Origin of the sequence: Nostoc sp. KVJ20, assembly GCF_001712795.1 — a bacterium.
Lineage (GTDB): Bacteria > Cyanobacteriota > Cyanobacteriia > Cyanobacteriales > Nostocaceae > Nostoc.
This window is the reverse complement of sequence record NZ_KV757786.1, coordinates 16,456-29,275: the sequence shown is the minus strand read 5'-3', so window position 1 is coordinate 29,275 and position 12,820 is coordinate 16,456. Positions and strand designations below refer to the sequence as shown.

Below are 12,820 nucleotides of genomic sequence, written 5' to 3'. Positions count from 1 at the left end.
TCGCTTATTTCCAAAAGGCTCTGAAAGTTTATACTTTTGACGCATTTCCCCAATATTGGGCAATGACACAAAATAATCTTGCGAATGCTTACAGTCAGAGAATCCGAGGAGAGCGGGCTGAGAATTTAGAGCAGGCGATCGCTTGTTTCCAAAAGGCTCTGAAAGTCATAACTTTTGACGCATTTCCCGAAGATTGGGCAGGTACGCAAAATAATCTCGGTCTTGCTTACCATGACAGAATCAGAGGGAAGAGGGCTGAGAATTTAGAGCAGGCGATCGCTTATTACCAAAAGGCTCTGAAAGTTTATACTTTTGACGCATTTCCCGAAGATTGGGCAGGTACGCAAAATAATCTCGCTGTTGCTTACCGTGACAGAATCAGAGGAGAGCGGGCTGAGAATTTAGAGCAGGCGATCGCTTATTTCCAAAAGGCTCTCAAAGTCAAAACTTTTGACGCATTTCCCGAAGATTGGGCAGGTACACAAAATAATCTCGCGAATGCTTACCGTGAGAGAATCAGAGGAGAGCGGGCTGAGAATTTAGAGCAGGCAATCGCTTGTTTACAAAAGGCTCTGAAAGTCAGAACTTTTGACGCATTTCCCCAAAACCATGCAGAATCTTTGTGGAACATGGGGATGACTTACCAAAACGCAAATCAGTTTACCTCAGCTTACACTACCTTTGAATCTGCCATTGCCACAGTAGAATCTTTGCGGGAGGAAATAGTTTCTGGAGAGGAAACCAAGCGCAAACAAGCGGAAGAATGGAACGGACTTTATAGCTGTATGGTAGAAGTTTGCCTGGAATTACGTAATCCCACAGAAACGATTGAATATGTTGAACGTAGTAAAACCCGCAATTTAGTTGAACAGATCCTCAGCCGTGACCTGAAAACGATCTTTCCCGCAGATATTGTCACTCAACTAGAAACATACAGGGATGAAATAGCTATAGGACAATATCAAATCCAAAATGGTAAGGCTGAAAATCCACGCATTCTAGCACAACATCTCCAAGAATTACGACAGCAGCGTAATGAATTGCAAAACCGCTACTTAAGAGTTGGTTTTGGTTTCAAATTTCGCTCTTTCCAGGCAACTTTGGATGAGCGTACAGCCATTATTGAGTGGTATACTCTCAAAGATAAAATTCTGGTGTTTATTGTCACATCTACAGAAGAGGTAACTATTTGGCAATCCCAACCAGAAGACCTAGATGCCTTGTATGATTGGGCAGATCAATATTTGCAAAACTACTACAATCAAAAAGATCAGTGGCAGAATAGCTTAGGGGAAGAACTCAACAAATTAGCCTCCATTCTGCATATTGATGAAGTATTAACTCAGATACCGAAACACTGCGATAAACTCATCCTAATTCCCCATCGGTTTCTGCACTTATTCCCCCTTCATGCACTCCCAGTCAGTCAAAATTCTGAAAATTCGCGTTGTCTTCTAGATTTATTTGCTGGTGGCGTGACTTATGCACCCAGTTGTCAAATACTGCAACAGGTAAAAAAGCGCGATCGCCCTGATTTTCAATCCCTGTTTGCGATTCAAAACCCCACAGAAGACCTCTCTTTTACTGACTTGGAAGTAGAAAGTATATTATCTTACTTTCCCTTTCCCCACCATCAAGTATTACCCAAAGAACAAGCTACAAAAGCTGCTTTATCTGAAGTAGCATCACGATTAAAAGAAGTGAATTATCTCCACTTTTCTTGTCACGGTTCCTTCAACTTAAATTCTCCACAAAATTCCTGCTTAGTACTAGCAGATGCTTATGTTTCTCCAGAACTTGCTGATGCTTACCCTGAAAGATATGTAAAAGTATCTAAAGACAAAGCTGTAGATTTAAGTAAATGCCTGACATTAGGTAATTTGTTTGAGAGAAGTTTCGACTTTAGCCAAACTCGTCTCGTGGTTCTCTCCGCTTGCGAAACTGGGTTAATTGACTTCAATAATACCAGTGATGAATATATCGGTTTACCTAGTGGGTTTCTCTATGCAGGTAGTAGCAGTGTTGTAAGTAGTTTATGGACAGTAAACGAATTATCAACATCCTTTCTGTTGATTAAGTTCATTCAAATTTTGCAGGATGCTACAGTTATGTCAGTACCACTTGCGATGAATCAAGCGCAGCGATGGTTGCGGGATGCTACAAAAGAAGAGTTACAGGAATGGGCAAATAAATTGGCTTTAGATAGCACTAAAAAAGGGAAGATACGCCGTCAAATTAATAAGATGACTGGAGAGAAACCATTCGACTCTCCTTATCATTGGGCTGCATTTACTGCTGTTGGCAAATAGGAGAATAATCATGTCAGATCATGAAACAACTGTTAATATTTTCGTCCATCTGCTGAATACTCAACCTTCTCTATTTTCAGAAGAAGATAGAATTACACTAATGGAATTGATTCAGAACCAAGCTGATGACATCCAGTTTTTATCGAATGCTATTTCAGATTGGTTGTCAGAACATGATGAAGTAGATGAGGTTTTAGCCAAATTTGAGGAAATAGGAACAAAAGCGCCAGGGGATAAGCAAGCAAATACAAATATTCCCAAATACGAACTCGATAAAAAGAATATACTTAATGAGATTCAACAAAGTTCGTCATCTCCTAAAGACGTAGAAAAACCAACTCGTAATAATTGATGCTTTAGATCCTCAACTTCTTAAAGAAGTCGGGGATCTGGACACCACGACATTTATCTTTATTCTCAAATGGATTATTTTTCAACAGGAAAGGTAGCTTATCCCAAACTAACTCTCTATGCCTTTCATCTGAAGCATAGCTTGGCGCAAAAACCTAAAGAGCCTGTAAAAAATGCCAACCATTTATGGCTAAAATGCCAGCAGCTTGCTAAACAACTTAGTGTTCCTAAACTAGAAACTTTACCTGAACTCATTGAAGAAGCAAATAATCAAAAAACTAGCATTGCTGGAGAAATCCTGAAAAGTATTTTAACTTTTACTGGCATCCAACATCAACAAAATCTACACTTAAGCGGTGAAGTTAATCCTCTAGAAATTCACGATACCTACGCCCTTGATTTAACCTTACGTTATCCCCATCCAGAAATAAAACTCACTGATTTAAGAGGGCTAAATCCAGATGATTGCTTACTTTCTCAAAATATCAACGCTTCTCTAGGACAAACTCTAGTATTTTTTGCTCAACCTGTAGGAAAAATAGATAATGAGCAAGAATTCGCTGATGCTTGTGTCAAAGCATTACTATCGGAAGAAACTTTGCGAAAACTAAATATTTATCGTCAGCATCAAGGAAAATTACTAGGTAGTTCTATATTTGAATATAACAATGATGCTGATTCTCCTGAAGCACATTGTCATTTATTAATTTGGTTAAATAATCACGACCTTACTACAGAATTAGAAAACAACGGAAAATATTATTATCCTTTAATTGACCTTTTACTTTGCCGCAGTAAAATTCTGTATGCTCGTTCGGAAGCTATATGGTGTCATGAACAAGCTAGATCAGCCTATGCTGATTTAGAAAAATATAAGCAAGATTTTAAAGAACTAAAAAATCAATCTATAGATATAAAATTTTATGAATTCAATCAATGGCTTCAGGAAATACCAGAAATTTCTTTTAATTATATTGATTATTTAAGAGATTCAGAACTACACAGAACTACAATTCAAACTAATAACAAAAACTATCGTTTATATCTTGACAAGCTAAAAAAATATGCTTAAAATCAGATAATTTAGAATTCTTGTCCAATTTCTTGGAATTGGCTGAAGATACCTTTGTCGAACAAATCAACACAAACTTAGCTTATCTTACCCCTGGTCAAAACCTCTTTGACCAGATGATTGCAACAATTCGCGGCATAGTAGAAGTAGAACAAGCTAAACGCGATCGCTCTTTAGAAAAAACCATTCAAATACTAGGTATAGCCTTTGGTGGCGGTGCAATAGTTTCTGGTGTTGTCACCGGACATATAGATAAACCTTTTGCACAGATAAATTTCAAGTACCCAGTTCATCCCCTAGTATCATCCTTGCTATGGAGTTTTCTGGCTACCGCCTTTTTTTGGTTATTAGCATGGTTGTTTACCAAACGTAAGTGGAGTTAGAACAAGTTATCTAATCCATGCCATGTTAACAGTAGGAACAAAATTTGTGCGATCGCACAAATTTTTTGGACAACCAGATCAATTCAGGGACTTAGCCCTCTTTTGTCACTCTAGGAAAACAATAATCTCAGCCGAATTCTGAGACTTTGATTTAATCTAGGTTTGAGGTTCTATTTTCTAACAGAAACTAAAATTTCTAGGCAAAAAGTGGAAACTAAAGCCCCGTAAGGGTTTGGGTGATTGGATTCTCCCGAAGTGACAAAAGAGGGTTAGTTAATTTCACACCTTTTTCTGGTGGTAGGATTAACCCTTCTGTAGCTTTGCCATTTCCGCAAATGGCATTCTACATCTATGACAACACCCATCCTCCCACAGCGCAGGCATTTTGAGAGGAGCTTCACAATTTGGACACTTCGCTAAAAGCTTAAATTGATGGCGATCGCACTTCCACACTGACTTATACTGCCACTGAATTTGGTGACAAGGCGCTTCAGCATAACAAGCCCCACACAAGCGAATTGGCTCATGCTGCATTCCCACACCAGCAGGCGGTAACATCTGGGCTAACCTTTGGGCATCCACTTCTACCACAGATGCGATCGCTTCCAATTCTTGCTGACTAGGGCGAGGATTAAAATGAAATCGCTCCCATCTTGCTACCACTGCACCAATTCTTGCCAAACTACCCAATCCACTTGCGGATAAATGATTGGAACGTCTGAACCTGCCAAGAAAGTGGCTCAGGCTTTCCCCTTCATAGGGTTGAATCAAAAATAGCCAAGGCTCAATATTTGTTGCTGCCATTATTTGTACTCCCTAGCTGCTTCCTGTAAAACAGCCTTGTCAATCTTCTTCAATCCCCTTGATAAAGAACGGATTGCTGCTTCCCTAAGAATTTCATCCAACCGCCCAATGTAACCTTCTGTTGCCGAAGTAAGAATTCCGAGCATAGCTTTGCTGATTAGATTAGACGGAACAGGTAGCTTCAAAATATTATCTTCCCAAGCTTTTACTGTCTTTTTAAAATCATCTCCTGACAACTTCCCAAAACGATGACAAGCCCGAAAGCGATTGTAAACTTGCTCATCTCGCTTCATCACCGCATCCAAACGATCTGTACCCACCAAGACAACAGCAATTCCTAACTTGTCATAAATATCACGCACATCAGCAAATGTTTCTGGCTTCAAACGGTCAGCCTCGTCAATAATTAACATTTCTACTCCACATCCTTTGAGTACTTCCATCGCTCTTCCACGGAAATCTGATACAGTCCCCTTTGTTGCCCGAAAATTCAGGTACTCAATAATCTCTTTGAACAAATCTTTAGAAGTACATTTTTGATTGGGTTCAATATAAACCACAGGAACAATTGGAGGTCTTCCAATTTCTTTCAATGGTTTATGCCTTAATCTATAGGCATCACAAGCAACTGTCTTGCCAGTTCGTGATTCCCCTACAACTCTACAGGACTGCCTTGCCTTGCGTTTGCCATCCAACCACTCATGGAGCTTTTTTACTTGTTCTAGCGGCACAATGCTTTTACTTCTAAGACGAGCAATTTCAGCTTGTAACCACTCATCGTCTAGTTTTACCCCACCTAACTGCTGGGCGATTGCTTGAGCATCTGTCATTTTTTACAACCCATATTCTTCACGAAGTTGTTCATAGTCCCACACCTCAATGTCTTCGTATTGAGAGTGAACCGTTTCTGTAGATTCCACTTCATCTGGTTCAATTATTTCCGAAGGCAAGGGTTCTGTTTTACTTTCATCAACCGCAGCAGATCGCAAAACAGCCTGTTCCAATTTTTGACGCTCTTTACGACTTTTCTTGCTAGCCACAAGAGCATCACGGTCAACAACTTCTTGCAATAATGATTGGTTACTGATAGTTTTCCCTGCGGTACGGAGTCTGCGACTTGCTGCCTCAGCCTCATCTAATGCCAGCTGCTCTGTCTCCAAACCTTGAGCGTGAGCGCGAGTTAAAAATACTTCCTGATTTTTCTCTTGGCGATAAACCAAAATTGTTGTAATGTCTCTGGGATCAAACCTTAAGTTGACAGTTTCTCCGGCATAACCTGCCAGATATTCTCCTCGATACATCAAGTTCTGGAACTGCAAGCAACCACCTCTTTGTACAGTGCGCCGTGATTGCTTCATTAAACAGATATCCAAATCTCGTTCTGGTATTGGTACTGGTACTGTAGGCAAACCTGCTTCCCAACGTTCAAAGCGAGTTTGGTCGCCCATCCGCGCATCAATACTTTGGTTGTAACGATCTACGATGTAACGTACAAGTAACTGTTCTAGTTCTCGTAAAGAAAGTCTTGCGTCTTTCTCCGCATCTTCTGGGCGTTCCTGTACATTAGATCCGGTGTATCCAGGAAGCGTGGAAAATAGTTGGTCATTTAATGTTTTGAAAGGACGTTCCACTACTCCACCTTCAGAAGGGCGATCGCGTAAGTGACAGACAAACCCTAATTGCGCTCCAATCTGACTCAAGTGGTTAGAGCGAAAATCTTTACCGCCATCAGTATAAAAATGTTCTGGCTTACCATAGGTTCCCCACTCACAATGCAGTTTGTACTCGAAACCGTACTGTTTGGGTAGAATTGCATGGCGTAACGCTAATGCTACTACCTCAGAACTGGGTGGATCAAAGCCCAATTTGATACCCATGATGCAACGAGAGTAAGTATCAATTACTGTTGTTAGCCAGGGACGACTTAGTAATTCACCATGTTGATCCACGAGCAACACATCTACGCGGGTATGGTCACATTGCCAAACATGGTTACTGTAATCAACAGATAAATCTTTTCCTTCACGAGTTTTAACTGAAAGCGTTGTCCCTCTCCATCCAGGGCTACGAATACTCTTAGTTTTTTCTTGTTTTTCCAAGATGGGTGCTAATACCCGTAACACGGTTTTGTAATTGGGCGGCTTAGAGTCCTTTAATTCACGGGCTTTAGCCTCGACTCTGAGAGCAACTTGTTTAGGGGTCATACGTTTACTACCCTTGTTACCCTCGTTGTAGGTTTTGGTAATGAATTTTTCCCAAAACTCACCAATGCGATGTGTTCCTTTATCAGCCCTACCTGTTTGAGCGAGTCCGACTAAACCATCTTGTTCCCACTTTTTCACCAATCTTTGTACCGTTCGCAACGATACACCTAGTTTCTCTGCTGCTTCTCGCAACTTTTGTCCATAAGTTGTGCGATCGCAGGGTTCCAGTAAACTTTGGATTACCTCTAGCCTTACTTGCGCTTCCTCTGATAGTTGTGTGGCAATTACATTCTTCTCAAGAGTTATATCGCTTTCTCCTAGTAAGCCTTCTATAGGAATTGCCGAGGGATGAACAGCTAAATCAGGATTTTGCTGACTGTTCATAATGCAAAACTTTTTTATAAAAACATATTGTTATTCTACTTAAACAGAAAGCGACAGTCAATTTGTCATTATGAAAATACACAAAAGCTTTTTTATCTCTGATGAAGCGACAGCTAATTTGTCACTATTACCTAAAATGACAGCTAATCTGTCACTGTCAAGATGTTATCCTAATACTACTAAAACGCTGTAACCTATACCGAGCAAGATTTTAATGGATGACATTAATTTGTCTCGACGACAGATAATTAGTCACTGTACAAATGCCTTACAGCAAAATGCTACCAACATCGCAACACCGCCAGCAATGATGCCAGAACGGTTACTGGGACGCACGGAAGTAAAACTTCCTATCTTTGGTTTAGGAGGAGCAGGACAAACACCGCTATCCTGGGAGGGAAAAGAGGGTGAAGCTGTGGCAATTATTCAAAGAGCGCTAGAACTTGGCATCCGCTACTTTGATACAGCCGCTAGTTATGGGCTTAGTGAAGATTATTTAGGCAAAGTGCTACCACCCCATCGCTCAAAGCTGTTTCTAGCAAGCAAGACTGATCAAAGAGATCGGGATGGTGCATGGCGAGAATTAGAGCGATCGCTAAAACGTCTCAATACAGATTATCTCGATTTGTGGCAGTTGCATCACGTTTCTTTTTCCGAAGAACTCGACACCATCTTTGGTGCATCTGGCGCAATTAAAGCTTTAGAAGAAGCTATACAACAAAAATTGGTGCGGTTCGCAGGTATTACCGGACATCACGACCCTCAAATAATTGCCGAAGGGTTACGTCGCTATCCTTTTCACACTACACTGATTCCTGTGAATGCCGCCGACAAACACCACCCACGTCCATTTATCCCGGTAGTTCTACCAGTTGCTCAAGAAAAAAATGTCGGTGTGATTGCGATGAAAGTCCCGGCTTATGGGCGGCTATTCAAATCAGGTGGGTTGACAGGTATGGAGCAAGCTTTAGGTTACGCAATGTCTCAGCCTGGAGTTCATTGTTGTGTAATTGCCGCAGAAACAGTTTCACAATTAGAGAATAATGTCAAGATAGCGCGGGCTTTTGTGCCTCTTAAAAAGGAAGAATTAACAGCGATCGCACTGGCGACTGCTAACATCTGGGAAGATAGTACATTTTTCCGTGCTTGGACTTAGCCCAACCTTGCACATATTACCGAAAAATTGGGTTTAAAGCCCCGTTGTTCTACGACGGCTTTCAATTAATTAGTGTACCAAATACACTATACTAATGATAGTGGAAAGGTAATCAACCACTTAAAAAACCTAGCCGTCGAAAGACAAAGCGCTGAACCTTGACAATTAAATCTATGCGGTTCTACTGCATTGTTCTAGTTTCCTCCTAGCAGTAGGTAAAAGATTTATAGGAGCTAGGCGACTCAGATTTTTGGAACTATTTGTTTCAAACTAAACAGGACTTGCACGGCAGTTGCTTAAAGTCGGCATAGCCGCAAGTTAGCACTGCCTCAGAAATGCAACTAGGGTAGGGCATGCCCAAAGTTAACGCTTGGGGAGAGTCCCACCTCTGGGCTAGGTAACGCAAGGAACTTAGTTTAAGTGGTCTCGTTGAACCAAGAATCCCCGTCGATTTATCGCGGGGAGTGTCAATATTCACACTGATAATATTGTGCCGCTTGCGACATATTAAATTGTAATAGCTTCTCCTCTCCCAACTTGTATCGGAAACTCGGCTTAAAAGGCGAAATATTCAAACTGCGAATAATTTCTGATGCCACAGCCTTGGCTAGTAACGGTGGTACAGAGTTACCAACTTGCCGAAATCCGTGCCATTTGGTTACATGAAATCTAAACCAATCTGGGTAAGAGTGCAATCTCGCTGCTTCCCTGACTGTGATACAGCGGGGTGTAGTCGGATGAATTGGTCTAGGAGACGTGAAAGAACCTCTGTATTTGTCTGTTCCGGCTCTTAAAGTATTACAGACACCAGCAGGATGAAGCTTATAAAAACGACTAATTTTTTCTCTCTCGCCTTGTTGAGTCTCCTGGAAACGTTGAATAGTTTCCGCAGAATGTTTTGTTCTTAAACTTGAATAAAGTATTCGCAAATCATATTCACGTTTGTAAGAATAATCATCCTTTAGGCATTTAAGACCGCGAAGAATAAAAGCATAGTTGCTAGGTTTTTCGTATTCCGCTACAACCCAATCTCTTGTTAGCAACTCAGGATATTTTTCTATTTCAGGTAAATCTCTAATTGCATCCCATACTGTAGGACTTAAGGGAATATCAGATTTTTTTTTAGAATTTAAATTATTTGGTAATGCTCGTTTAGTAATTGGCTGAGGGTATTTCGGTAACTCTACATCCTCCCTTGCGCCTATGAGAAATAATCTCTCACGGGACTGTGGTACTCCATAATTTGCAGCATTGAGAATTTGGTAGTTTTCTTCTACTTTATAGCCGTAAATTTTAAATTCGCTAATTAAGCTTTGGAGGATTTGTTTATGTTCACCAACTGTAATCCCCCGGACATTTTCCATTACAAAAAATTTCGGTTTTAGCTCAAAAACCAGCCGATGGAAGTGAAACACCAAAGAATTTCGGGGATCATCAACAGCCCGTTTACCGATTAGAGAAAATCCTTGACAAGGTGAGCCACAAATCACCACATCAATTTCGCGATCGCCAATCTTAGACCGATTTCTAATTTCTTCCCCAGTTGTATCCACAACACTTTTACATAACACTGAGCAATAAGGGAAGTTAAACTCATGTGTTGCACAGTGGATCGGGTCGATTTCCACAGACGCCAGCACATCAAAACCAGCTTGCTCAAAGCCAAGAGTCATACCGCCCGCGCCAGCAAACAAATCAACTGCGATCGCTCTTTGTTTTTTCATCTCATAAGCCATAACACCTCCAAGGGGATTGGGGATTGGGTATTAGGTATTAAATATACAAAATTTTCCCAGTCCCCAGTCCCCAGTCCCCAGTCCCTAACCCCCACTCCTCGGCAGCATTTGCAAAATTTCTTGAGCAGCGCGATCGCAGACTCCAATTTCTCCTAAACTCTGCCGCATTTCCTCATAATCTGCCAAAGTTTGCTCTCTGCGACTGGGATTGAGTAACAGTTCCATCGCAGCTTGGATGATATTCTCGGCTGTGGCTTCCTCTTGTAAAAATTCTGGCACAATTGGCTTCATCACTACTAAATTGGGTGGCGATGCAAAGCTTATAGAACCTTTGAGCATTTTACGAGCTATCCAAGCAGTCAGGGGACTGAGGCGGTAAACTACAACTTGTGGCACGTTTAACAGAGCAAGTTCTAGGTTGACAGTACCAGATTTGCTAATGGCTAAATCAGCAGCAGCAAAAACTTCTTTTTGTTGACCTGATAGAACTGTAGCCCGCAAACCGTAACGCTCAATAGCCTCCTCAATTGGCTGTCTATAGACTTCCAGCGATAGGGGAATCCAGAAACGAACTTCAGGTAATTTAGCTTGAATAGTTTGGGCGGCTTGAAAAATAATTGGTAAAAGATATTTTAGTTCTTGGCGGCGAGAAGCGGGGAGGAGTGCGATCGCAATTTCTTCTGGTGCAATCCCCAGCATTACACGGGCTGCTTCCCTACTAGGAGCATCTTGCATTCGGTCAACTAAAGGATGCCCTACCCAGCTAACTTTTGCCCCTTGCTCGCGAAAATAACGGGCTTCCTGTGGGAAGATTGCCAAAAGCTTGTCTGTAAAACCAACAATCCGGTTAGTTCTACGCAAACTTAATGACCAAGCCCACTCTTGGGGAGCAATGTAATACACCACAGGCACATCTGGTAACTGCCGTTTCATGTAAGTCCCAATTCCTATATTCGGACTCATGTAATCGATCAGCACCACTAAATCAGGTGGATTTTGTTTTAAGGAAGCGATCGCCTGACGTTGCACCTGGAGAGTCGGTAAAATATAAGGCAGCCCTTCTAAAATACCCATTGAGCCAATACTACTAGTATTGCCCAGCAGAATTGCCCCAGCCTCTACCATTTTTTCCCCACCCAGCGCCACAATCTCTAATTCCAACCCAATCGCTATAGCTTGACGCTTCAGCGCTGTAATTAGTAGCGACCCTTGTAAATCGCCAGATACTTCGCCAGTGCTGATAAAAATCCGCATTTGATAATTGGTAATTATTAAAAACTTAGTAATGAATGGTTAGAAGTGAGGAGTTAAGAGTGAGGAGTGAAAAATTCAATTCATCAACTCATAACTCCTGTAGAGACGCGATTAATCGCGTCTCTACTCCCACCTTTTGTACAGACGCGATTAATCGCGTCTCTCCTAACTCATAATTCACGATTCATCACTCGCGCTTTTTTTCCCTCTACCGGGAATCAAGCCACGCCTTCCTGGCATCTGAGAAAGTAGCAGAAAGCGGCGCAGATGTTGCAATTCTTCGCTATCCCCTAACAATTCCAACTGTTCCAAAGCATCCTTAAAGGACAAATCAGAGCGGTAAAGAATGCGGAAGGCTTTTTTCAGCATTTGCAAATCTGTTGAATCCATACCAGACCGTTTGAGTCCGACAAGATTGAGGGTTCGCACCCGCGCGGGATTTCCTTCCACGAGCATATACGGAGCTACATCCCGGTCAATACGTGCCATACCTCCCACCATTGCGTGTCTACCAATATGTACAAATTGATGGACACCTAAAACCCCACTCAGCCTAGCGCGTGATTCTATATGAACATGACCTGCTAACGCCACAGAGTTAGCAATCACAACTTGGTCTTCAATCACGCAGTTATGAGCCACATGGACATAAGCCATTAGTAAGTTACCATCGCCAATTACCGTCGCTTCACCAGCCCCAGTAGCGCGGTTAATGGTAACATACTCACGAATTAGGTTGTTATCACCAATTTTGACCCAGGTTGGTTCTCCCACAAACTTGAGATCCTGGGGTTCCATGCCGATGGCTGCACCTGTAAAAATCTGATTTTGCGCCCCAATTTCACAAGGCCCCTCTAGCACTGCATGAGCGCCGATTATTGTTTCAGGGCCCACTTTGACATGCGCTCCAATCACAGCATAGGCACCGACTTGCACTGTATGGTGGAGTTCCGATTTAGGATGAATTACAGCAGTTGGATGAATTAGCGTTTTCAAGGGTGAATCTCCAGAACTGTCTTGATAAGTCAGCGCCAGGTAGGGTTTTTGAGGCAGCGTGTTACTCTGGTTAAGAGAGTTGTACAGACTATCTATCGTCCTATCGAGGCGACTGGTAGAGCGTAAAGTATTTCAGTGAACGAAAGTGTCGGGCAAAGCAAGTTAAGTGTG

11 protein-coding genes are annotated in these 12,820 nt (G+C 41.8%); 5 read left to right on the top strand and 6 right to left on the bottom strand.

The window, feature by feature from the left end; genetic code table 11:
- The 4 genes from A4S05_RS36945 to A4S05_RS44015 all read left to right on the top strand — a co-directional run.
- The coding region (locus tag A4S05_RS36945) for a CHAT domain-containing protein (RefSeq protein WP_141699919.1) at positions 1 to 2,309 on the top strand (2,309 nt) is incomplete at its 5' end.
- Positions 2,310 to 2,319: 10 nt separating this feature from the next.
- Complete coding sequence (locus tag A4S05_RS36940; RefSeq protein ID WP_069074718.1) at positions 2,320 to 2,661, top strand: hypothetical protein; 342 nt, start codon at positions 2,320 to 2,322, stop codon at positions 2,659 to 2,661.
- Between the two features lie 69 nt (positions 2,662 to 2,730).
- Positions 2,731 to 3,732 carry a hypothetical protein gene (locus tag A4S05_RS36935; RefSeq protein ID WP_069074717.1) on the top strand — a complete coding sequence of 334 codons (1,002 nt, stop codon included), beginning with the start codon at positions 2,731 to 2,733 and terminating at the stop codon, positions 3,730 to 3,732.
- 20 nt (positions 3,733 to 3,752) lie between these two features.
- Positions 3,753 to 4,115 (top strand): hypothetical protein, encoded by a 363-nt coding sequence (locus A4S05_RS44015; protein WP_256091393.1) that lies wholly within the window; start codon positions 3,753 to 3,755, stop codon positions 4,113 to 4,115.
- A 303-nt stretch (positions 4,116 to 4,418) separates the two neighbouring features.
- Here the strand turns inward: A4S05_RS44015 and A4S05_RS36925 are convergent, their stop codons facing one another.
- The 3 genes from A4S05_RS36925 to A4S05_RS36915 are packed head-to-tail and all read right to left on the bottom strand — an operon-like array spanning position 4,419 to position 7,507.
- A complete protein-coding gene (locus A4S05_RS36925) occupies positions 4,419 to 4,919 on the bottom strand; it encodes a TniQ family protein (RefSeq protein WP_069074715.1) in 501 nt (166 codons plus the stop codon).
- Positions 4,919 to 5,749: a TniB family NTP-binding protein gene (locus tag A4S05_RS36920; protein WP_069074714.1), complete on the bottom strand. Its 831-nt coding sequence runs from the start codon at positions 5,747 to 5,749 to the stop codon at positions 4,919 to 4,921. Before A4S05_RS36920 ends, A4S05_RS36925 begins: the two co-directional genes overlap by 1 nt.
- A gap of 3 nt (positions 5,750 to 5,752) precedes the next feature.
- Positions 5,753 to 7,507, bottom strand: coding sequence for a Mu transposase C-terminal domain-containing protein (locus A4S05_RS36915; RefSeq protein ID WP_069074713.1), 1,755 nt, complete (start codon positions 7,505 to 7,507; stop codon positions 5,753 to 5,755).
- Positions 7,508 to 7,721: 214 nt separating this feature from the next.
- On the opposite strand from A4S05_RS36915, the gene A4S05_RS36910 reads away from it, so the two are divergent.
- On the top strand, positions 7,722 to 8,663 hold the full coding sequence (locus A4S05_RS36910; protein ID WP_069074712.1) for an aldo/keto reductase: 942 nt from the start codon (positions 7,722 to 7,724) through the stop codon (positions 8,661 to 8,663).
- Positions 8,664 to 9,130: 467 nt separating this feature from the next.
- On the opposite strand, the gene A4S05_RS36905 is transcribed toward A4S05_RS36910, so the two are convergent.
- The 3 genes from A4S05_RS36905 to lpxA all read right to left on the bottom strand — a co-directional run bounded on the left by A4S05_RS36905 (position 9,131) and on the right by lpxA (position 12,649).
- Positions 9,131 to 10,387, bottom strand: coding sequence for a DNA cytosine methyltransferase (locus A4S05_RS36905; RefSeq protein WP_370684516.1), 1,257 nt, complete (start codon positions 10,385 to 10,387; stop codon positions 9,131 to 9,133).
- 96 nt (positions 10,388 to 10,483) lie between these two features.
- Positions 10,484 to 11,653 carry a lipid-A-disaccharide synthase gene (gene lpxB, locus A4S05_RS36900; protein WP_069074710.1) on the bottom strand — a complete coding sequence of 390 codons (1,170 nt, stop codon included), beginning with the start codon at positions 11,651 to 11,653 and terminating at the stop codon, positions 10,484 to 10,486.
- Between the two features lie 177 nt (positions 11,654 to 11,830).
- Positions 11,831 to 12,649: an acyl-ACP--UDP-N-acetylglucosamine O-acyltransferase gene (gene lpxA / locus A4S05_RS36895; protein ID WP_069074709.1), complete on the bottom strand. Its 819-nt coding sequence runs from the start codon at positions 12,647 to 12,649 to the stop codon at positions 11,831 to 11,833.
- Positions 12,650 to 12,820 lie beyond the last annotated feature (171 nt).

What these genes read in the sequence shown, in the direction of transcription:
- A4S05_RS36940 (WP_069074718.1), top strand. Translation starts at nt 2,320, where the DNA reads ATGTCAGATCATGAAACAACTGTTAATATTTTCGTCCATCTGCTGAAT.
- A4S05_RS36935 (WP_069074717.1), top strand. Translation starts at nt 2,731, where the DNA reads ATGGATTATTTTTCAACAGGAAAGGTAGCTTATCCCAAACTAACTCTC.
- A4S05_RS36925 (WP_069074715.1), bottom strand. Translation starts at nt 4,919, where the DNA reads ATGGCAGCAACAAATATTGAGCCTTGGCTATTTTTGATTCAACCCTAT.
- A4S05_RS36920 (WP_069074714.1), bottom strand. Translation starts at nt 5,749, where the DNA reads ATGACAGATGCTCAAGCAATCGCCCAGCAGTTAGGTGGGGTAAAACTA.
- A4S05_RS36915 (WP_069074713.1), bottom strand. Translation starts at nt 7,507, where the DNA reads ATGAACAGTCAGCAAAATCCTGATTTAGCTGTTCATCCCTCGGCAATT.
- A4S05_RS36910 (WP_069074712.1), top strand. Translation starts at nt 7,722, where the DNA reads ATGGATGACATTAATTTGTCTCGACGACAGATAATTAGTCACTGTACA.
- A4S05_RS36905 (WP_370684516.1), bottom strand. Translation starts at nt 10,387, where the DNA reads ATGAAAAAACAAAGAGCGATCGCAGTTGATTTGTTTGCTGGCGCGGGC.
- lpxB (WP_069074710.1), bottom strand. Translation starts at nt 11,653, where the DNA reads ATGCGGATTTTTATCAGCACTGGCGAAGTATCTGGCGATTTACAAGGG.